This window comes from Bradyrhizobium genosp. SA-4 str. CB756 (assembly GCF_000473125.1).
In the GTDB taxonomy this organism is placed as follows: Bacteria; Pseudomonadota; Alphaproteobacteria; order Rhizobiales; family Xanthobacteraceae; genus Bradyrhizobium; species Bradyrhizobium arachidis.
This window is the reverse complement of sequence record NZ_KI421499.1, coordinates 6809446-6830466: the sequence shown is the minus strand read 5'-3', so window position 1 is coordinate 6830466 and position 21021 is coordinate 6809446. Positions and strand designations below refer to the sequence as shown.

18 protein-coding genes are annotated in these 21021 nt (G+C 65.3%); 17 read left to right on the top strand and 1 reads right to left on the bottom strand.

The genetic code is table 11. From position 1 onward, the window contains the following. Positions 1-8: 8 nt before the first annotated feature. The 6 genes from BRAGE_RS0132750 to BRAGE_RS0132725 all read left to right on the top strand — a co-directional run bounded on the left by BRAGE_RS0132750 (position 9) and on the right by BRAGE_RS0132725 (position 6147). Positions 9-1145, top strand: a complete 1137-nt coding sequence (locus BRAGE_RS0132750) for an NAD(P)/FAD-dependent oxidoreductase (protein WP_027561101.1) — start codon at positions 9-11, stop codon at positions 1143-1145. A gap of 31 nt (positions 1146-1176) precedes the next feature. Further along, a complete protein-coding gene (locus tag BRAGE_RS0132745; protein WP_027561100.1) occupies positions 1177-1473 on the top strand; it encodes a (2Fe-2S)-binding protein in 297 nt (98 codons plus the stop codon). Next, positions 1470-2888, top strand: a complete 1419-nt coding sequence (locus BRAGE_RS0132740) for an NAD(P)/FAD-dependent oxidoreductase (protein WP_027561099.1) — start codon at positions 1470-1472, stop codon at positions 2886-2888. The genes BRAGE_RS0132745 and BRAGE_RS0132740 overlap by 4 nt, the downstream gene beginning before the upstream one ends. Continuing rightward, positions 2885-4006: an NAD(P)/FAD-dependent oxidoreductase gene (locus BRAGE_RS0132735; protein ID WP_027561098.1), complete on the top strand. Its 1122-nt coding sequence runs from the start codon at positions 2885-2887 to the stop codon at positions 4004-4006. Before BRAGE_RS0132740 ends, BRAGE_RS0132735 begins: the two co-directional genes overlap by 4 nt. A gap of 15 nt (positions 4007-4021) precedes the next feature. Further along, positions 4022-4366, top strand: a complete 345-nt coding sequence (locus BRAGE_RS0132730) for a RidA family protein (RefSeq protein WP_027561097.1) — start codon at positions 4022-4024, stop codon at positions 4364-4366. 164 nt (positions 4367-4530) lie between these two features. Continuing rightward, entirely contained in the window at positions 4531-6147 is a 1617-nt protein-coding gene (locus BRAGE_RS0132725; RefSeq protein WP_027561096.1) for an ABC-F family ATP-binding cassette domain-containing protein, read from the top strand. Positions 6148-6268: 121 nt separating this feature from the next. On the opposite strand, the gene BRAGE_RS0132720 is transcribed toward BRAGE_RS0132725, so the two are convergent. After that, positions 6269-7603, bottom strand: coding sequence for a dicarboxylate/amino acid:cation symporter (locus BRAGE_RS0132720; protein WP_027561095.1), 1335 nt, complete (start codon positions 7601-7603; stop codon positions 6269-6271). Positions 7604-7760: 157 nt separating this feature from the next. Between BRAGE_RS0132720 and BRAGE_RS0132715 the strand changes: the two genes are divergently transcribed. The 11 genes from BRAGE_RS0132715 to BRAGE_RS0132665 all read left to right on the top strand — a co-directional run bounded on the left by BRAGE_RS0132715 (position 7761) and on the right by BRAGE_RS0132665 (position 21010). Beyond that, on the top strand, positions 7761-9080 hold the full coding sequence (locus BRAGE_RS0132715) for a solute carrier family 23 protein (protein ID WP_027561094.1): 1320 nt from the start codon (positions 7761-7763) through the stop codon (positions 9078-9080). 73 nt (positions 9081-9153) lie between these two features. Continuing rightward, positions 9154-9990, top strand: a complete 837-nt coding sequence (locus tag BRAGE_RS0132710; RefSeq protein WP_027561093.1) for a glucose 1-dehydrogenase — start codon at positions 9154-9156, stop codon at positions 9988-9990. Positions 9991-10064: 74 nt separating this feature from the next. Further along, the gene (locus BRAGE_RS0132705) at positions 10065-10886 is read left to right on the top strand and encodes an NAD-dependent protein deacetylase (protein WP_027561092.1); all 822 of its coding nucleotides are present in this window, start codon (positions 10065-10067) and stop codon (positions 10884-10886) included. Positions 10887-11027: 141 nt separating this feature from the next. Beyond that, entirely contained in the window at positions 11028-13112 is a 2085-nt protein-coding gene (locus tag BRAGE_RS0132700; protein ID WP_027561091.1) for a hydantoinase/oxoprolinase family protein, read from the top strand. Between the two features lie 2 nt (positions 13113-13114). Next, complete coding sequence (locus BRAGE_RS0132695) at positions 13115-14773, top strand: hydantoinase B/oxoprolinase family protein (RefSeq protein WP_027561090.1); 1659 nt, start codon at positions 13115-13117, stop codon at positions 14771-14773. Positions 14774-14806: 33 nt separating this feature from the next. Then, positions 14807-15805 carry a TRAP transporter substrate-binding protein gene (locus tag BRAGE_RS0132690; RefSeq protein ID WP_027561089.1) on the top strand — a complete coding sequence of 333 codons (999 nt, stop codon included), beginning with the start codon at positions 14807-14809 and terminating at the stop codon, positions 15803-15805. A gap of 10 nt (positions 15806-15815) precedes the next feature. After that, positions 15816-16409, top strand: coding sequence for a TRAP transporter small permease subunit (locus BRAGE_RS0132685; protein ID WP_027561088.1), 594 nt, complete (start codon positions 15816-15818; stop codon positions 16407-16409). Positions 16410-16440: 31 nt separating this feature from the next. Next, complete coding sequence (locus BRAGE_RS0132680) at positions 16441-17745, top strand: TRAP transporter large permease (protein ID WP_027561087.1); 1305 nt, start codon at positions 16441-16443, stop codon at positions 17743-17745. 310 nt (positions 17746-18055) lie between these two features. After that, entirely contained in the window at positions 18056-19774 is a 1719-nt protein-coding gene (locus BRAGE_RS0132675) for a pyrroloquinoline quinone-dependent dehydrogenase (protein WP_027561086.1), read from the top strand. A gap of 89 nt (positions 19775-19863) precedes the next feature. Continuing rightward, positions 19864-20205, top strand: coding sequence for a c-type cytochrome (locus BRAGE_RS53605; RefSeq protein ID WP_108914503.1), 342 nt, complete (start codon positions 19864-19866; stop codon positions 20203-20205). Between the two features lie 37 nt (positions 20206-20242). After that, positions 20243-21010, top strand: a complete 768-nt coding sequence (locus BRAGE_RS0132665; RefSeq protein WP_027561084.1) for a substrate-binding periplasmic protein — start codon at positions 20243-20245, stop codon at positions 21008-21010. Positions 21011-21021 lie beyond the last annotated feature (11 nt).

Here is a 21021-nt window from a genome sequence, read left to right as displayed (position 1 = left end):
GAGAACCCATGTCCAGGGATTACGACGTCGCCGTGGTCGGCGGCGGATTGCTCGGCTCCGCCATTGCCTGGGGCCTCGGCCGGCTCGGCAAGAGTGTCGCCGTGCTCGACGAAGGCGACATCACCAAGCGCGCCTCGCGCGCGAATTTTGCGCTGGTCTGGGTTCAGAGCAAGGGGCTCGGCATGCCCGCCTATACGGTCTGGACCGTGCAGGCCTCGCAGGCGTGGGGGCGGCTTGCTTCCGAGCTGAAGCAGCAGACCGGCCTGGATGTCTCGTTGCAGCAGAACGGCGGCTTTCATCTGACGCTCGGCGAGGACGAGTTCGGTCAGCGCACCGAGCTCGTCAAGCGCATGCACAACCAGGTCGGTGCGGCCGACTACAAGATGGAGATGTTGCGGCCCTCCGACATCAAGAAGGCGCTGCCGCTGATCGGCCCAGAGGTCTCCGGCGGCAGCTATTGTCCGCTCGATGGTCACGTCAATTCGCTGCGCACCTTCCGCGCCTTCCACACCGGTTTCAAGGCGTTCGGCATCGACTATTTCCCGGAGCGCCCGGTCTCGGCGATCACTAAGAGCGGCGGCGAATTCCGCCTGGCCACGCCGAAGGGCGAGCTGCGCGCCGCCAAAATCGTGCTCGCCGCGGGCAATGCCAACCAGACGCTGGCTCCGATGGTCGGCCTCTACGCGCCGATGGGCCCGACCCGCGGCCAGATCGTGGTGACCGAGCGCACCATGCCGTTCCTCCCGCATCCGCTGACCACGATCCGCCAGACCGACGAGGGCACGGTGATGATCGGCGACAGCAAGGAGGACGAGCTCGACGAACGGACGTTGAAGCCTTCGATCAGCGGCGTGATGGCCGATCGCGCGCAGCGGATGTTCCCGCATCTGTCGCGGCTCAACGTGGTCAGGAGCTGGGCCGGCATCCGCGTCATGCCGCAGGACGGCTTTCCGATCTACGACCAGTCGGAGACGCACCCCGGCGCCTTCGTCGCCTGCTGCCATTCCGGCGTGACGCTCGCCTCCAACCACGCCTTCGAGATTGCCCGCATGGTCGCGCAAGGCGCGCTCGAGCCGGAGCTGGTCGGCGCGTTCTCGGCCAGCCGGTTTGGCGGCACGAGCGCGGCGAACAAGAGCGGCTATTAAAGATTTCAAGAAGGAGCCAAGAGGCATCCCCATGTTCAAGAGATCCGAACAGGACAAGCGCCCTCAGGTGCAGATCTTCGTCGACGGCGTCGCCGTCGCGGCGCGCCAGGGTGACACCGTCTCCGCCGCGTTGCTGGCCTCGGACCGCGACGCGCGGCGATCCACCGCGGTGAGCGGCGCGCCGCGTCTGCCCTACTGCATGATGGGTGTGTGCTTCGACTGCCTCGTCACCATCGACGGTGTCGGCAACCGCCAGGGCTGCCTCGTGCCCGTCGCCGAGGGCATGCAGATCGAGATCCAGAAGGGCAAGCGGGAGATCGGACGATGAGCGTGGCTCCCAAGCGCGAAGACTACGACGTCGTGGTGATCGGCGCCGGCCCTGCCGGCCTCGCTGCCGCTGCGACCTCCGCCGAAGCCGGTCTTTCGACGCTGCTGCTCGACGAGAATATCGGACCCGGCGGCCAGGTGTTCCGCGCCATCGCCTCGACGCCCGTGACCGACCGCAACCAGCTCGGTGCCGATTATTGGGTTGGTGCAGATCTCGTGCAGTCGCTGCGCGCGAGCGATGCCGAGGTGATCCACCGCGCGACGGTCTGGAGTCTCGACCGCAACCTCGACATCGCCGTCTCGATCGGCGGCGCGTCCGCCTTCGTCAAGGCAAAGCGCGTGATCCTCGCGACCGGCGCGCTGGAGCGGCCGTTTCCGATTCCTGGCTGGACGTTGCCGGGCGTGATGACGGCGGGCGCGGCGCAGACCATGCTCAAGTCGTCGGCACTGGTGCCGGACGGACGCACCGTGATCGCGGGGCAGGGGCCGCTGCTCTGGCTGCTCGCCGCGCAGATTCTGCGCCTCGGCGGCCGCATCGACCGCATTCTCGACACCACCGAGCGCGGCAATTACTTTGCGGCGCTGCCTCATGCCTTCGCCTTTCTGACCTCGCCCTATTTCGCCAAGGGCCTGTCGATGATGCGCGAGGTCAAGGCCAAGGTGCAGGTCGTCTCGGGCGTCACTGAGCTCGCCGCGGCCGGTGACGGCCAACTGGCCAGCGTCAGCTATGTCGCGGGCGGCAAACGCGAGACAATTCCTGCGGATCTCCTGCTCCTGCATCAGGGCGTCGTGCCCAACGTCAATCTCGCGATGTCGGCTGGTGTCGAGCATCGCTGGGACGATCTGCAATTGTGCTGGTCGCCCGTGCTGGACGCGAGCGGCAATTCGTCGGTCGCCGGCATCGCGATCGCCGGTGACGGCGCTGGCATCGGCGGCGCGAATGCGGCCGTGGTGCGCGGTCGTATCGCGGCTCGTGCTGCTGTGGAAGCACTCGCGCCCGCAGCCGCGGCGAAGCTCCCCGCGATGGCGACGCTCCGTTCCGATCTCGCCAAGGCCGAACGCGGCCGCGTCTTCCTCGACACGCTGTTCCGCCCGTCACCGCAGTTCCGCATTCCCTCGGGCGACACCATCGTCTGCCGTTGCGAAGAGGTGACGGCCAAGGACGTGCTCGACTCCGTGGCGATCGGCGCGACGGGGCCGAACCAGCTCAAGGCCTATCGCCGCACCGGCATGGGCCCGTGCCAGGGCCGGCTCTGCGGCCTCACCGTCACCGAGCTGATGGCGCAGGCGCGCGGCAAGACTCCGCAGGAGATCGGCTATTACCGGCTGCGTGCGCCGGTCAAACCGATCACGCTCGCCGAGCTCGCCGCCGTCCCGAAGAGCGAGGCCGACGTCAAGGCCGTGGTGCGCGGATGAGCCGAAACGTGGATGCGATCGTCGTCGGTGGCGGCATCCACGGATGCTCGACCGCACTGCATCTCTGCCTCGCTGGCCTGAGGCCGGTTCTGATCGAGAAGGACTATGCCGGCCGCCACGCCTCGGGCGTCAATGCCGGCGGCGTGCGCCAGCTCGCGCGGCACATCCCCGAGATCCCGCTCTCGATCCGCTCGATGGGAATTTGGGAGAAGATCACCGATCTCCTCGACGACGATTGCAGCTTCGAGAGCCACGGCCAGGTGCTGGTCGCCGAGAACGAGGACGAGCTCGCCGTCTGCCGCGCGCGCGTCGCCGAGCTCAATGCGCTCGGCTTCGCCCATGAAGAGCTGATCGACGCGGCCGAGTTGCGGCGCCTCGTGCCGGCCGTTGCCGAGACCTGTCCCGGCGGCGTCGTCTCGCGCCGCGATGGCGCGGCCAATCCGGCGCAGACGACGACGGCGTTCCGGCGCAAGGCCGAGCAGTTAGGTGCGACCGTGCACGAAGGCGTGGCCGCCACCAACATCCGCTACGACGACGGCCTCTGGCACGTCGATGTCGGCAGCGAGAGCTTTGCCGCACCGGTGCTCGTCAATGCCGCCGGTGCCTGGGCCGGGAAGATCGCTGCTGATCTCGGTGAGCCCGTTCCGGTCGAGACCGTGGCGCCGATGTTGATGATCACCTCGCGTGTGCCGCATTTCATCGACCCCGTCGTGATCCTGCGCGGCCGAAAGCTCTCCTTCAAGCAATTCAAGAACGGCACCGTGCTGATCGGCGGCGGCCATCTGGCGACGCCCTATCAGGAGCGCAACGAGACGGTGCTGGACTGGAAGAGCCTTGCGACCAGCGCGCAGACCGTGTTCGAGCTGTTTCCGGTGATGCGCAGCGCGACGATCGTCCGCGCCTGGGCCGGCATCGAGGCCAAGATGAAGGACGACATTCCCGTGTTCGGCCCGAGCAGCCGTCACATGGGTCTGTATCACCAGTTCGGCTTCTCGCTGCACGGTTTTCAGCTCGGCCCCGGCGCCGGCGCCGTGATGGCGGAGCTGATCGTCAATGGCGGCACCCAGACCCGCGTCAGCGATCTCGGCATCGACCGCTTCTATTCCCCCACGCTCTAACCTCAAGAGGACATCATGAGCATCACCCGCAACATCCGCACGCCCATTCAGCACCGCGCCGTCGAAGCCAACGGCTTCGTCTTCATCGGCGGCACCATCGCCGACGACATCTCGGGCTCGATGGGCGAGCAGACCCGCAACATCCTGGGCAAGATCGCCGGCTATCTGAAGGAAGCCGGCACCGACAAGTCGCGCGTCGTCAGTTCCTCGATCTTCGTGACCGACCTCTCCAAGAAGAACGAGATGGATCCGGTCTGGACCGAGTTCTTCGGCGACAATCTGCCGACCCGCGCCACCGTTGGCGTCGCCGATCTCGGCGGCGCGCTGATCGAGGTGGTGGTCACCGCGCTCAAGGGTTGATCGTAAAGCCTGTGGGGGCGTCAGCGCCTGGGGCACTGTCGTCCCCGCGATCTTGATCTCGCCCGATTGCGGGACTAAGAAGAAGCTTCATCAATCAGGATATTCGAGAGCCATGGATTTCACCCCGACCGCAAAGCCCATCCGCCTTGCTCACGGGGAATTCCATGCCTGCTTCAATCATCCTGTCGAACCTGTCGCTGTCCACGCCTGACGGCCGTTCTCTTCTCTCCAATATCGATCTGACATTCGCGGCCGAGCGGACTGGCCTCGTCGGCCGCAATGGCGTCGGAAAGACGACGCTGCTTGCGTCGATCACCGAGGAGCATGTTCCCCAATCCGGGCGCGTCCTGGTCAACGGCAGCATCGGCCTGCTGCGCCAGGACGTGCAGGTGCTCGCGGGCGCGACCGTCGCCGATCTGTTCGGCGTGCGGCAGGCGCTGGAGCTCTTGCGCCGCGCCGAGCACGGCGACGCCTCCGCCGAAGAGATCGCCACGATGGACTGGACCCTCGAAGCGCGGCTCGAGGCCTCACTGGCGCGCGTCGGGTTCGATCCATCTCCCGATACGGAGCTGTCCTGCCTGTCCGGCGGCCAGATCACGCGGGTTCGTCTCGCCGCGCTGCTGTTTGCCGAGCCCGACTTCCTCCTGCTGGACGAGCCCACCAACAACCTCGACCTGGACGGACGCATGGCCGTGATCGATCTCCTCGCCGCCTGGCGTGGCGGCGCAGTCGTCGTCAGCCACGATCGGGATTTGCTCGAAACCATGGATGCGATCGTCGAGCTGACGTCGCTGGGCGCCATGCGATACGGCGGCAACTGGAGCAGTTTCCGCGCACAGAAGGCCGTCGAGCTGGCGGCAGCGAGGCACGACCTCGCGCACGCCGAAAGGCGTCTGTCCGAGATCGATGGCAAGGCGCAGGAAGCTGCGGAGAAGAAGGCGCGGAAGGACAGCGGCGGCCGGAAGAAGCGCGCTAGAGGCGACATGCCGCGGATACTCGCCGGCGCGCGCCAGGACCGCAGTGAGGATAGCGGCGGCAGGAATGCGCAAATCGCCGAGCGGCGGCGCGTGGAGGCCGTTGAAGCCGTCGACACGGCAAGTCGGCGCATCGAAATTCTTCAGCCGCTGTCGGTCAAATTGCCCGCGACGAACCTGCCGGCGGGCAGGGAGATGCTTGCGCTCGACAGCATCAGCGCCGGCTACCGGCCGGAGCGGCCGGTCCTGCGCGATCTCTCATTTGCCATCGTCGGGCCCGAACGGGTCGCGCTGGTCGGGCCGAACGGTTCCGGCAAGACGACGCTGCTGAGGGTCATCGCCGGCGAGCTGCGCCCGTTCTCTGGCGCCGTGCGGCTCAGGCCGGACGTCGCGTTGCTGGACCAGAAGGTCAGCCTGCTCGATCCCTCGATCTCCATCCTGGAGAATTTCGGCCGTCTCAATCCAAAGGCCGGCACGAATGAGCGCCATGCGGCCCTCGCGCGCTTCATGTTTCGTGCCGACGCCGCCTTGCAGATCGTCGGGACCCTGAGCGGCGGGCAGTTGCTTCGTGCAGGCCTTGCTTGCGTGCTTGGCGGGGTGACGCCACCGTCCCTGCTGATCCTGGACGAGCCGACCAATCATCTCGACATCGACTCGATCGAGGCCGTTGAAGCGGGCTTGCGAGCCTATGACGGCGCGCTGCTCGTCGTCAGTCACGACGAAGTATTCCTGCGGGCGATCGGGGTCACGCGGCGGCTTGACCTCACGAGCGAACGTGACTGTAGACGCCGGTCATTCGAACAATAAAAACCCGACGCCCTGCCCCCAGCGCGTCGGGTGGAAAAAATGAGTATCAATCAGTGATCCCAACACCACTGTTGTGACGCGCGCCGTGGCCTTTTTCTACTCCGGGAAACTACCGCGTCGGCTATGACGCCGAACTGCCGCCCGGCTCCAGCGCCTCGCCGATCTCCAGCGGATGCGCCATGGTCTCGTGCAGCGCCTCGCGGTCGAGCTCGCCTTCGGAGATGCTGATGACCACGCAGGCGACGCCGTTGCCGATCAGATTGGTCAGCGCGCGGCATTCGCTCATGAACTTGTCGATGCCGACCAGGATCGCGATCGACTGGATCGGGATGTCAGGTACGATCGAGAGCGTCGCTGCGAGCGTGATGAAGCCGGCGCCGGTCACGCCCGAGGCGCCCTTCGAGGTGATCATGGCGATGCCCAGAATGCCGAGCTCCTGCCAGATCGTCAGATGGGTGTTGGTCGCCTGCGCCAGGAACAGCGTCGCCAGCGTCATGTAGATGTTGGTGCCGTCGAGGTTGAAGCTGTAGCCGGTCGGGATCACGAGGCCGACCACCGAGCGCGAGGCGCCCAGATGCTCCATCTTCTGGATCATCTGCGGCAGCACCGTCTCCGACGACGAGGTGCCGAGCACGATCAGGAGCTCGTCCTTGATGTAGGCGATGAAGCGCAGGATCGAGAAGCCGGCGAGGCGGGCGATCGAGCCCAGCACGATCAGCACGAACAGGATGCTGGTGAGATAGAACGTGCCGATCAGGGCGGCGAGGTTGAGCAGCGAGCCGAGGCCGTAGGCGCCGACGGTGAACGCCATCGCGCCGAAGGCGCCGATCGGCGCCACGCGCACGATGATGCGGATGATCCCGAAGAACATCTTCGCGGCCTTGTCGATGGCCTCGGCGATGGGCTCGCCGGCCTTGCCGAGGAAGGCGATGGCGAAGCCCGAGAGGATTGAGATCAGCAAAACCTGGAGCAGGTCGCCGCGCGCGATCGCGCCGACATAGCTGTCGGGGATGATCGCCATCAGATGGGCGACGATGCCCTCTTCCTTGGCCTTGGTGACGTAGGTCGCGACCGATTTCGGATCGATCGACGCCGGGTCGATGTTGAAGCCGTGGCCGGGCTGGAGGATCTCGCCGACCAGGAGGCCGACGGCGAGCGCGACGGTCGAGACCGTCTCGAAATAGATCAGCGACTTCAGCCCGACCCTGCCGACGCGCTTGAGATCGCCCATCGAGGAGATGCCGTGCACGACGGTGCAGAAGATCACCGGCGCGATCATCATCTTGATCAGCGCGATGAAGCCGTCGCCGAGTGGCTTTAAGGCCTTGCCGAGATCGGGATAGAAATAGCCGATCAGCACCCCGAGCGCGATCGCGATCAGCACCTGGACGTAGAGGATCTTGTACCAGGGCTGATGCCGGCGATGGACGGCTGGCTGGATCGCGACTTGTGTCATATTGTGGGCCCCGGAACGCATTGATTTTGCAAGATTTGAGTCGGGCAAGATTTGAATCTTGTATGTCCTGCATCATGTGATGGCCGCCGCAGAAGCGACAATCACATTTTTGTCGGATCGCACGAAGATCAGTCGCTGCAGCGCAACCGGGGGGAACATGACAACGACGACAAGCTCGGATGAGCAAGGGCAGGGCTATTTTCCGCGCTGGAAGCTCAAGACCTCGGGCGTGATCTTGCCGGAGGAACGGCTGTCGTGGGGCCAGACCGTCATCTCCGGTCTCCAGCATTGCGTCGCCATGTCGGGCTCGACCATCATCGCGCCGCTGCTGATGGGATTCGATCCCAATGTTGCGGTCCTGTTCTCCGGCATCGGCACGCTGATCTTCTTCGTCATCGTCGCCGGGCGCGTGCCGAGCTATCTCGGCTCGAGCTTTGCGTTCATCGCCGTCGTCATCGCCGCCACCGGCTATGCCGGGCAGGGGCCGAACCCGAATATCTCCGTCGCGCTGGGCGGCATCGTCGGCGCCGGCGTGCTCTATGGCGTGATCGCGCTCATCGTCATGTGGTCGGGCGTCGGCTGGGTCGAGCGGCTGATGCCGCCGGCCGTCACTGGCGCCGTGGTCGCAGCGATCGGCCTCAACCTCGCGCCAGTGGCAGTCAAGGCGGTGAGCGCCAATGCTTTCGAGACCTGGATTGGTCTTGCGACCGTGCTGATGATTGGCGCGTTGGCCGTGGCCGCGCCGGGCCTGTGGCGGCGCCTGCCGATCATCCTTGGTGCGATCGGCGGATATCTGTTGTACCTGCTGTTCGCGAACGGTCTCGGTTTCGGCAAGCCGATCGATTTTGCGCAACTTGCGGCCGCGCCGTGGATCGGCCTGCCGCACTTCACCACACCGACCTTCCAGGCCGACGCGATCTTCCTGATCGCGCCGGTCGCGGTCATCCTCGTCGCCGAGAACCTCGGTCACATCAAGGCCGTCGGCGCCATGACCGGCCGCAGCCTCGATGCCTATCTCGGCCGTGCTTTGTTTGCCGACAGCCTCGCCACCATCGTCGCGGCCTGCGGCGGCGGCACCGGCGTCACCACCTATGCCGAGAACATCGGCGTCATGGCGGCGACGAAGGTCTATTCGACCTTGCTGTTTGCGTTCGCGGCGACGGGCTCGATCCTGCTCGGCTTCTCGCCGAAATTCGGCGCGCTGATCCTGTCGATCCCTGGCCCCGTCATCGGCGGCCTCTCGATCGTGCTTTTCGGCTTGATCGCGGCGATGGCCGGACGGATCTGGGTCGAGAACAAGGTCGACTTTGCAAATCCGGCGAACCTGATCACCGTCGCGGTGGCGCTGACGGCGGGCGCCGGCGACCTCACGCTGAAATTCGGCGCCTTCACGATCGGCGGCATCGGCACCGCGACCTTCGGCGCCATCATTCTCTACCAGATCCTGACCTCGCCGCTTGCGCGCCGCGCGGAATGAATCCCAGCGATGCCCTGACGGGATGGAACAAAAAGCCTGTTCCATCCATGATGAAGTATCCCGGAGAAAGCTCATGACACAGACCGACCGCTCAACCCCTTTTGCTTCGCGCCTCGTCGGCCAATACGCGCTGGTGACCGGCGCCTCGCAAGGCATCGGCCGCGCCGTCGCCGTCCGGCTCGCCCAGGAGGGCGCGACCGTCGCCATCAATTATGTCGACCATCCCGAGAAGGCCGACGAGTCGCTCGCGATGGCACGAACGGCTTCGAGCGACCGCGGTCACGGCAAGCTCGATCATATCGTCGTCAAGGCCGACGTCAGCAACGAGCAGGAGGTCACTGCGATGTTCGAGACGGTCTTGGCGCGCTTCAAGCGCCTCGACTGTCTGGTCAACAATGCCGGCTTCCAGCGGGAGTCGCCGAGCGAGGCGCTCGACATCGACACCTATCGCCGCATCATCGACGTCAATCTCAACGGCGCGGTGCTCTGCGCGCAGAAAGCGCTCGCGCATTTCGTCGCGCGCGGCGGCGGCGGCAGCATCATCAACTGCTCCAGCGTCCACCAGATCATCCCGAAGCCGGGCTATCTCGCTTATTCGATCAGCAAGGGCGGCATGGCCAATCTGACGCGCACGCTGGCGCTCGAGTTCGCCGGTCGCGGCATCCGCGTCAACGCGGTCGGCCCTGGCGCGATCGACACGCCGATCAACGCGGCCTGGACCGGCGATCCCGAAAAGCGCGGCGTCGTCACCAGCCACATTCCGCTTGGCCGCGTCGGCACGCCGGAGGAGATCGCCGCGGTGTTCGCCTTCCTCGCCTCGGATGAAGCGAGCTACATCACCGGGCAGACCATCTATGCCTGCGGAGGCCTGACGCTGTTTCCGGAATTTCGCGAGAACTGGGCGAGTTGAAGCTCGGTCCGATGGGGCAGCAGGCGTCCGCGCTGCATCTGGCAGAATCCGTCCGCGCGAACTACATCTGCGCCATGACAAACTCCCCGCTGGCAAGCTCCCCGCTTCAGGATTTCGTCGGCCGGCACGACAATCTGTTCGTGCTGACCGGCGCCGGTTGCAGCACCAATTCGGGCATTCCCGACTATCGCGACAGCCATGGCAATTGGAAGCGGACCCAGCCGGTGAACTTCCAGGCCTTCATGTCGGAGGAGCCCACGCGCCAGCGCTATTGGGCGCGCAGCATGATCGGCTGGCGGCGCTTCGGCCAGGCGCGGCCGAACGATGCGCATCACGCGCTGGCCCGGCTCGAGGCTGGCGGCCGCTGCGGCATGCTGCTGACCCAGAATGTCGATCGGCTGCATCAATCCGCCGGCCACCGCCAGGTGATCGACCTGCACGGCCGGCTCGACCTCGTCCGCTGCATGGGCTGCGGGGCGAAGACGCAGCGCAGCGAATTCCAGGACAGGCTCGGCCGCGTCAATGCCGAATGGCTGACGCTCGATGCCGCGGACGCGCCCGACGGCGACGCCGATCTGGAGCATGCGAACTTCTCGTCGTTCAACGTGCCTCCTTGCGAGGCCTGCGGCGGCATCCTCAAGCCCGATGTCGTGTTCTTTGGCGAGAACGTCCCCCGCGATGTCGTCGCCACCGCGCAGGATCATCTGGCGCAAGCCGACGCCATGCTGATCGTCGGCTCCTCGCTGATGGTCTATTCCGGCTTCCGCTTCGTGCAGGCCGCAGCGCAGCGCAACATTCCGATCGCCGCGATCAATCTCGGCCGCACCCGCGCCGACGATCTCCTCACGCTGAAGGTCGAGGAGCGCTGCGAAGCGGCGCTTGCATTCCTGCTCTGAAGGGCCGCGAGACGAACACGTCTTGCCTATTGCATAGGTGCCAAGCAGAATAGCCGGGCGCAGCGCTTTCGGCATGCTCGATGGCATGGAAATTGCTGCATTTTCGCCCTGGGTTTTGACGATCAGCCGGAGAAGTTTGGAATGCTTGAAGGAGCCGAGGTGCGGCTTGCCGTCGATATCGGCGGCACGTTCACCGACATCGTGCTGGACGTGGGGCAGGATCGCAAGACGCGCAAGGTGCTGACGACGCCGCAGCGGCCCGAGCAGGCGGTGCTGGAGGGCATGCGGCTCATTCTCACCGATGCGCGTGCGCATATCAGCGACATCGACGTCTTCATTCACGGCACGACGCTCGCGACCAACGCCATCATCGAGCGGCGCGGCGCCAGGACCGCGCTGATCGCGACCGAGGGCTTTCGTGACGTGCTCGATATCGGCACCGAGAGCCGCTACGACCAGTATGATCTCTCAATCGACAAGCCGAAGCCGCTGGCGCCGCGTTCCCTGCGTTTCACGGTCCCCGAGCGTATCGACGCCCATGGCGCCGTCCGCCTCCCGCTGGACGAAGCTGCGGTGCGCGCACTCGCCCCAAAATTGCGCGAGCAAGGCGTCCAGAGCGTCGCGATCGCCTTCCTGCACTCCTATGCCAATCCGGAGCATGAGCGCCGCGCTGCGGCGATCATCAGCGAAGAGATGCCAGGCATCTCCGTGACCGTCTCCTCCGCCGTGTGTCCTGAAATCCGCGAATATGAGCGCACCTCCACCGCGGTCGCCAACGCCTATGTGCAGCCGCTGATCGACGGCTATCTCGCCCGCATGGCCGATGCCTTGCAGGTCGAGCAGTTCCGCGGCGCCATCTATCTCGTCACGTCAGGTGGCGGCGTCACCTCGATCGAGACGGCGCGGCGCTTTCCGGTGCGCCTCGTCGAATCCGGTCCGGCCGGCGGCGCCATTTTCGCGGCGCAGATCGCGGCGCGGCTCGGCGAGAGCAAGGTGCTCTCCTTCGACATGGGTGGCACCACGGCAAAGATCTGCCTGATCGAAAAATACCAGCCCGAGACCTCGCGCGTGTTCGAGGTCGATCGCGCCGCGCGTTTCCTGAAAGGCTCCGGCCTGCCGGTGCGCATCCCCGTGATCGAGATGGTCGAGATCGGCGCCGGCGGCGGCTCGATCGCGCATATCGACGCGATGAAGCGCGTCACTGTCGGTCCCGAGAGCGCCTCGTCGGAGCCGGGACCGGCCTGCTACGGCCGCGGCGGCCAGCGCCCGGCCGTGACGGACGCGGACGTTGCGCTCGGCATGATTGACCCCGATGCCTTTGCGGCCGGCACGATCAAGCTCGATCCGGAGCTGTCGAAGCAGGCGCTGCTGCGCGATGTCGGCGAGCCGCTCGGCCTCTCCGCGGAGACTGCGGCCTATGCCGTGCATGAGGTCGTCTGCGAGAACATGGCGAGCGCGGCGCGCGTGCATGCGGTCGAGCGCGGCGAGATCGTCGGCCAGCACACGCTGATCGCCTTTGGCGGTGCCGCGCCGCTGCATGCGGCGCGCGTTGCCGAGAAGATCGGCGTCTCCCGCGTGATCGTGCCATCGAACGCCGGCGTCGGTTCGGCGGTCGGTTTCCTTGCGGCTCCCATCGCCTATGAGCTAGTCCGCAGCCGGCATGTCCGGCTCGACGATTTCGATACCGAAGCGGTCTCCGACCTCTTGCAGGAGATGGTGACCGAGGCCCGAGCCCTCGTCGAGCCGGGCGCGGCCGGTGCGCCGGTGCGCGAGCGCCGCGCCGCTTTCATGCGCTATGTCGGCCAGGGCCATGAGATCAGCGTCGAGCTGCCGAACCGGCCGCTGACGCCATCCGATCTCGCCGGCCTGCGCCAGAAATTCGAGGCGGATTATTCCGCGATGTTCGAGCGCCCGATCCCCGGCGCGGCGATCGAGGTGTTGAGCTGGTCGGTGCTCGCAACCACCGAGGCGCGCAATCCGTCGCCCGTTGCCGCCGTTGCGCGCAAACCTGCGGCCAAGGCGTCCGGTAGCCGAAAATTCTTCGACGGCCGCGCCGGCGAGGTGATCGAGATCCCGCTCTATCGCCGCGAGGACATGGCGCCGGGCGCGACGATTGCGGGTCCGGCGGTCATTGCGGAGGACGAGACCTCCACCTTCGTCTCCACCAGTTTTGACGCCCATATCGACGGTGCCGGCAGCATCGTCATGGAACGGAAGGCAGCCTGATCATGAGCAAGGCAAATGGCGCGAGCCTGATCGACCTTCAGATCATGTGGCACCGGCTGATCGCCGTGGTCGAGGAGCAGGCCCAGGTGCTGCTCCGCACCGCCTTCAGCCCGATCGTGCGCGAGTGCGGCGACCTCTCGGCCGGCGTGTTCGACCTCCGGGGACGCATGCTGGCGCAAGCGGTGACCGGCACGCCCGGCCACGTCAACTCGATGGCGGAATCCGTCAAGCACTTCATCGCGCATTTCCCGCTGGAGACGATGAAGGAGGGCGACGCCTACATCACCAACGACCCCTGGATGGGCACCGGCCATCTCAACGACTTCGTCGTCACCACGCCCTGCTTCAAGGACGGCAAGATCGTCGCGCTGTTCTCCTGCACCAGCCATCTCATGGACATCGGCGGCATCGGCTTCGGCCCTGACGCCACCGACGTGTTCATGGAAGGGCTCTACATCCCCATGCTCAAGCTGATCGACCAGGGCGTCGTCAACGAGACGCTGATGGCGATGATCCGCACCAACACGCGGCTGCCGATTGACACCGAGGGCGACACCTATTCGCTCGCCGGCTGCAACGACGTCGGCTGCGAGCGCCTGGTCGAGATGATGACCGAGTTCGGCATCGACACGCTCGACGAACTCGGCGACTACATCTGTGACCGCTCGCGCGAGGCCGTGCTGGCCGAGATCGCAAAGCTGCCGAAGGGCAGCTGGCGCAACACGATGGTGGTCGACGGCTACGATGCGCCGGTCACGCTCGCTGCGACGCTGACGATCTCGGACGAAGGCATCCACGTCGATTTCGACGGCACCTCCGCTGCCTCGAAGTTCGGCATCAACGTGCCCTTGTCCTACACCACGGCCTACACCGTGTTCGGCCTCGGCTGCGTCGTCGCCTCGCAGATCCCCAACAATGCGGGCTCGCTCTCGCCGCTGACCGTGTCGGCGCCCGCGGGCGCGATACTCAATGCGCCGAAGCCCGCGCCGGTCGCCTCACGCCACATCATCGGCCAGATGCTGCCCGACGTGGTGTTCGGCTGCCTGCGTCAGATCATCCCCGAGCGCGTGCCGGCGGAAGGCACGTCCTGCCTGTGGAATCTCAATGTGCGCGGCCAGACCCGCTCCGGCGTCGGCGGCAATTACGGGTTCTCGATGGCGGTGACCTCCAACGGCGGCACCGGCGCGCGGTTCGGCAAGGACGGCCTCTCCGCGACCGCCTATCCCAGCGGTGTGCGCGGCACGCCGGTCGAGATCGCGGAAACGCAGACGCCGCTGATCTTCTGGCGCAAGGAGCTGCGCCCGGATTCCGGCGGGGCAGGGCGCACCCGTGGCGGCCTCGGCCAGATCATCGAGGTCGGCAGCGGCGTCGACGCGCCGTTCGACATCCTCGCGGCGTTCGACCGGATCGATCATCCGCCGCGCGGCCGCGATGGCGGCAAGAACGGCGAGGCCGGCTATGTCGGCCTCAAGTCCGGCAAGAAGCTGCGTGGCAAAGGCTTTCAGCAAGTGCCGCCGGACGACCGGCTGGTGGTGATGACGCCCGGGGGCGCCGGCATCGGTGCGCCGACGATGCGCGATCGTGCCGCGGTCAAGGACGACATCGAAAGCGGTCTCGTGTCCGCCGACAATGCGGTTGCAGTTTATGGGTACTCGCGCTGATGCATCAGCGCGTTTGTTAAACGGAGGGGCTCGATGATCACGCGACGGAACTTCACCGCGGGCGCAGCGACGCTGCTCGCCGCCGGCCACATCTCGACCCGCGCGCAGGCCGCGACGACAAGCTGGGACATGTCGACGGTCTGGCCCGACGGCAATTTCCACACCCAGAACGCGATGGCCTTTGCGGAAGAGGTGAAGAAGCAGAGCGGCGGCTCGGTCGCCATCACCGTGAAGGCCGGCGGCCAGCTCGGCTTCAAGGGTCCCGAGCACCTGCGCGCCGTGCGAGACGGCCTCGTGCCGCTCGCCGACGTCCTCAACATCCAGCAGGTCGGCGACGAGCCGTTCATGGGCGTCGAGAGCATCCCGTTCCTCTGCGGCTCGATGGACGAGCTCAAGGTGCTGCACAAATATGTGCGGCCCGAATATGAGAAGGTCGCCGCGCGCAACAACCAGAAGATCCTCTACATCGTGCCGTGGCCGACGCAGTATCTGCATCTCAAGACCAAGGTCGCCGATGTCGAGGGATTGAAGAACATCAAGATCCGCGCCCCCGACAAGAATGCGGTCGACATGCTGGCGGTAGTCGGCATGGCGCCGGTGATGATTCCCTGGGGCGAGACCATCCCTGCGCTGGCGTCGGGTGCGGTCTCCGGCGTCTCGACTTCGGCGGTGTCGGGTGTCGACGGCAAGTTCTGGGAGTTCCTGAAATACATCTATCCGACCAATCACGTCTGGTCGTCGCAGATGCTCACCGTCAATCTCGACTCCTGGAAGGCTCTGAGTGCCGATCAGCAGAAGCTCGTCGCCGATATCGCAGCGAAGATGGAGCCGGGCTTCTGGGCGAACTCGCTCAAGGCCGATGTCGACAGTCTCAACCGCCTCAAGGAGGGCGGCATGGAGGTGGTGCCGGTGTCCGACGCGATGATGACGGAGATCCGGGCCAAGACCGCGCCGCAGCTCGATGCCTTCCTCAAGCGCGTGCCGGCGGCCGACAAGCCGGTGCGGGCCTATCTCGCCGAAATGAAGCGCTGAGGCCCGGCTCATGACCAGCGTTTCACCGGCGGCTCCGCAAAGTCTCAACGCGGCGGCGCCGGCGCCGCTGCGCATCCTGCTCGACGGCATCGATCGTCTCGGCCGGCTCGACGGCTGGATCGGCGGCGGCTGCCTCCTCACGCTGACGCTGCTGATGCTGTGCGAGGTCGCAACGCGCTTCCTGTCGAACTTCCTGTCGTTCTTCCCGCCGACCATCTCGATCGCCTGGGAATATTCGTCTTACCTGATGGCGGCCTCGTTCACTTTCGGCGCCGCCATGACGCTGCGCGTTGGCGGCCACATCCGCGTCGTGCTGCTTCTGAAGAACGTGCCGCCCCCGCTGCAGCGTGCCATCGAGATTCTCTCGGCATCCGCCGGTTTTGCCTTCATGGCGTTCCTGACCTCGTCCATGGCGAAGTTCGCCTGGAGCGCCTTCGTGCGCGGTCAGGTTTCGACCTCGAGCGACACGCCGCTGTGGTTTCCGCAAGCGGTCGTCACCTTCGGCATGCTGCTGCTGACTCTTCAGTTCCTGGCGCGGGCGATCCAGGCGGTGCTCGGGCTGCCGCTGGAGGATCACCGCATGAAGGCCTCGCCCGTCGAATGACCGCCTTGCTCGCTATCGGATTTTGGATCCCATGACCATCGAAGTCGTCGCCCTGTTCGGGATTCTGTTTGCGCTGCTGGCGGGTGGCGTCTGGATCGGTCTTACCCTCGCGCTCACCGCGACGCTGCTGCTCGCGATGTTCCGCTCGATCCCGCTCGACAAGCTACTGCCGCAATACGCCTGGAACATCCTGACCACGCAGGAGCTGCTGGCGTTGCCGCTGTTCATTCTGATGGGCGAATTGCTGTTTCGCACCCGCCTGTCGCGCGCGCTGTTCCAGGGACTTGCGCCCTGGGCCGGCCTTCTGCCGGGCCGCCTGCTGCATGTGAACGTGATCGGCTGCACCATCTTCGCCGCGATCTCGGGCTCCTCGGCGGCAACCACGCAGGTGATCGGCCGCATGTCGCTCAACGAGCTCCTGCGCCGTGGCTATTCGCGTGACATCGCGATCGGCTCGCTCGCCGGCGCCGGCACGCTCGGCTTTTTGATCCCGCCGTCCAACATCATGATCATCTACGGCGTACTTGGCGACGTCTCCATTCTCAAGCTCTTCACGGCCGGTGTGCTGCCCGGCCTGCTCCTGGCCGCGACCTTCATGGGCTGGGTGATGCTGCACACCTCGCTCAAGCCTTCGATGGTGCCGGAGACAGAAGCAAAGCTCTCGCAGGTGCCATGGGGTGAACGCTTCGCCGCGCTCAAGGATCTCGCGCCGGCGCTGTTCCTGATCGCCTGCGTGCTGGGCTCGATGTATGGCGGGCTCGCGACGCCCTCGGAGGCCGCCGCCGTGGGCGTTCTTGGCGCAGGCCTGGTTGCCTGGGCGCAAGGCTCGATGTCGCAGCAGGTCATGCGCGATGTGTTGATCGGCTCGGTCGTCACCTGCTCAATGATCGCGCTGATCGTGTTAGGGGCCTCGATCCTCGGCAATGCCGCGGCGTTCCTCGGCATCCCTCAGGCGGTGGCCGCTTTCGTCAAGGGCCTCGGCCTGTCGCCCTTCATGCTGATCGTGGTGCTGATCATCTTCTATTTGATCCTCGGCTGCTTCCTCGACGGCTTCTCGATGATCGTGATGACGCTGCCGATCGTGCTGCCGATCGTGAAGGGCGCGGGCTTCGACGAGATCTGGTTCGGCATCTTCCTCGTGCTCGCGGTTGAGATGGCGCAGATCACCCCGCCGGTCGGCTTCAACCTGTTCGTGATCCAGGGCCTGACCGAGGACGGCCTCGGCTACATCGCGCGCGTCACGATGCCGTATCTGGTGATCATGGTGGGCTTCGTGCTCTTGCTGACGCTGTGGCCCGGCATTGTTACGATCTTGCCGCGGGTGCTGTACGGATAACGTTTCGCCCGAACGGAGATCGAACGGTCAGCGCTGCTGTCGTTTCAATTCGCCCTCTGCGCCAATTCGCCTCCCGCGCGCATTCCGTCTTTGCACGCCCCTGTAATCCGTCGTACGCTGTGCATGCAGACGTGCGACAGCAATCATGCCGGTGAACGCAGCTCCTTTGGCGATATGCGCCGAGGGAGAGGGAGATTTATTGGCAGTTCATCTCCGATGGAGAACAATCGACGCGTACTGAACTGCAAACATTCCTCGCAGCGGCGTTCACGAGACGCAATCAATAAACACCAAGCGGGAGGAAGTGCATATGAGGAAGCAGTGGCTCAACTCGGGCCTACCTGTTCTCGCCGTTGCGGCATTTGCGGCATCGGCGGCGTTGGCCCAATCAGTGGATACGGCCCGTATCGAGGCAGCCGGCCAGAACGACTGGCTCACCTATCACGGTTCATACAAGTCCCATCACTACAGCCCACTCGCGCAGATCAATGCGAGCAACATCGGCAATCTGGGCGTCGCCTGGATGCACATTCCCGGGCGATCGACGCGCGGCCTGCAGTCAATGCCGCTCGTCGCCGATGGCGTGCTCTACTATTCGGGTTCCTACAGCCGGGTCTTTGCGCTGAACGGCGCGACGGGCGAGGTCATCTGGTCGTTCTTTCCCGAACTTGATGAAGCGCTCATCAGCCGACAGACCCACTCTCCCTACAACCGCGGCGTGGCCCTTGGTGAAGGCAAGGTCTTCGTCGGTACGATGGATGGTCGTCTCTTCGGCCTCGATGCGAAGTCGGGAAAGGTTCTCTGGGAAACCAGGCTGATCGACTCGCAGAAGCTCACGGTCGGCTTCACCGGCGCGCCGCTTTACGCGAAGGGGAGCGTGATCATCGGCTCGCAGGGAGGGGAATGGCCGGGTCGCGGCCCGATCTTCGCCGTCGATGCCACCACCGGCAAGAAGAAGTGGGAGTTCCTGACGGTCGCGGGCACCGACGAAGCCATGAAGACCTGGGGCAACGATTCCTGGCGAACCGGCGGTGGCGGCGGCTGGATGCCGGGTACCTACGACTCCGAGACCAACACCATCCTGTGGGGCACCGCGAATCCGGCGCCGCTCTACGACTGGTCCGGCGCTGACTACAAGACGCAAGGTGCGCGGCCCGGCGACAATCTCTACACGAGTTCAGTTATCGCTCTCGATATCGATACCGGAAAGCTGAAATCCTACCATCAGGAACTGCCGCACGACGCCTGGGACTTCGACAGCGCCGTCGGCGAGTTCGTGATGCTCGAGCGCGACGGCCAGAAATACGTGGTTCATCCGAACAAGGGCGGCTTCGTCTTCGTCTACGACCGCAATCTCGGCGTGAAGAACGTCTGGCGGCTGGTCGAGAACATCAACTTCGTCAAGGATATCGATCCCAAGACCGGCGCGCTGATTGGCCGTCGCGATTTCCCCGTCGGGAAAGTCACTGAAGTGCCGCTCTGTCCGTTCATCGGCGGCGGCATCAGCTGGAATGCCGGCTCGTACAGCCCGAAGACCGGTCTCTACTACAAGATCGGCCAGGAATGGTGCATGACGCTCGATATCCAGAAAACGACGCCGGTCACCGCGCCACAGGTTCAGCTCAACATCGGCGCCGATTTCAAGATGGCGCCGCCTCCAAGCGGCGAGATCTATGGACACCTCGACGCGCGCGATCCCATCACGGGGGCAAAGAAGTGGGAGGTTCGCTACCCCGAGCCGCCGCTCGGGAGCGTGCTGTCGACCGCAGGCAATCTCGTGTTCGTGCCTGATTCCCGCGGCGTCCTTCACGCCTATGATGCCGAAACCGGGGCCGAGCTGTGGAAGCACAACAATGGCACCGGCCACCAGGGCGGCATCGTCAGCTACTCCGTCGGCGGCAAGCAATACATCGCAGTGACAGCCGGCTTCGGCGGTATGCTGGCAGACGAATATGCCCCGAACTTCGGTGGCGTCTACAAGAGCATGCCGCGTGACGACGGCGCCCTGGTCGTCTTCAGCCTGAAATAGTCCCCTTGAACGATCTGCCGAGGAGCGGGTGCAAGCCCGCTTCTCGGTCGATCGCAGCGGCCGCGCGTGATTTCGGGAATGGAGCGGACGTGTTGAAACTGCATTTGAAGTCGTATCCGGCGGCGCTGGGTGTTTCGTTGCTGTGCGTTGTGGTGGCTCAAGCACAACCTGCTGCGCCTGCGCCGGACAACGGGTCGCTGGATGTCGAGCAGTTGTTCGCGGGGACCTGCGGCTTTTGCCACTCCGACGGCGGCCGGGCTGCCGGCAGGGGACCGCAACTGATGAATTCGCCACGAGACGACGAATTTCTGCACAACCGTATCAAGACCGGCAAGCAAGGTGCGATGCCGGCATTCGGCGAGAGCTTCAATGACGCGCAGATCGACCAGATCGTCAAATATATCCGCGCCTTGAAGCCGCGCGCGGGTTGACCCGCCGAGACCTGATCCATCCAGATGAGGACGCGGAATGAAGGCAATTGTGCTGGCTATCGTCGCTGCCGCCATCGTTCTGTCGGAACCGGCGCAGGCGCGAACCCTGGACGCGATCCGCGCGAGTGGCGCGATCGGACTATGCGCGCATCCCAATTCGCTTCCTTTTGCGAGCAAGGCCGGTGATCCGCCCGGCTTTCAGGTCGAGCTGGGACGGGCGCTGGCGCGCGAGCTCGGTGTTTCGCTGCGGCTCGACTGGATCATCACGCAGTATCAGATGCGCAGCGCCGGCTGCGACATTCTTCTGGACGTCATCGCCGACCGCGAAGCGCAGGGCGAAACCCGCTTGAGGATCTCGAAACCGTACTATCGCACGGGTGTCGCGCTCGCGGTGCCGTCATCCAGCGCGCTCACCTCGTTCAAGAGCCTCGGCGAGCATACCAAGGTGGGGGTGCAGGTCGGCTCTGTCGCCGCCATGATCATCGGTCAACGGCGCGTGCCGACGTCGACCTTCGGCTTCGAGAGCGACAGCCTCGATGCCGTATCAAACCATGAGATCGACGCAGCCGCGGTTACGCCCACCGCGGCGAGCTATTTCAATCTGACCCATCCGGACAAGGCGCTGCGGATCCTGGATCGCGACGAGGGCGTGGCCGACCTCAACTGGAACGTCGCCGTCGGCATGATCCGTCCGGACGATGCGTTGCGCGAAGCCATCGACGGAGCGCTGGAGCGGCTGCGCAACGACGGCACGATCGAGCGGATCTACGGCCGCTACGGGATCGTGCTGCAGACGCCGAGATAGCCGAATTGCTA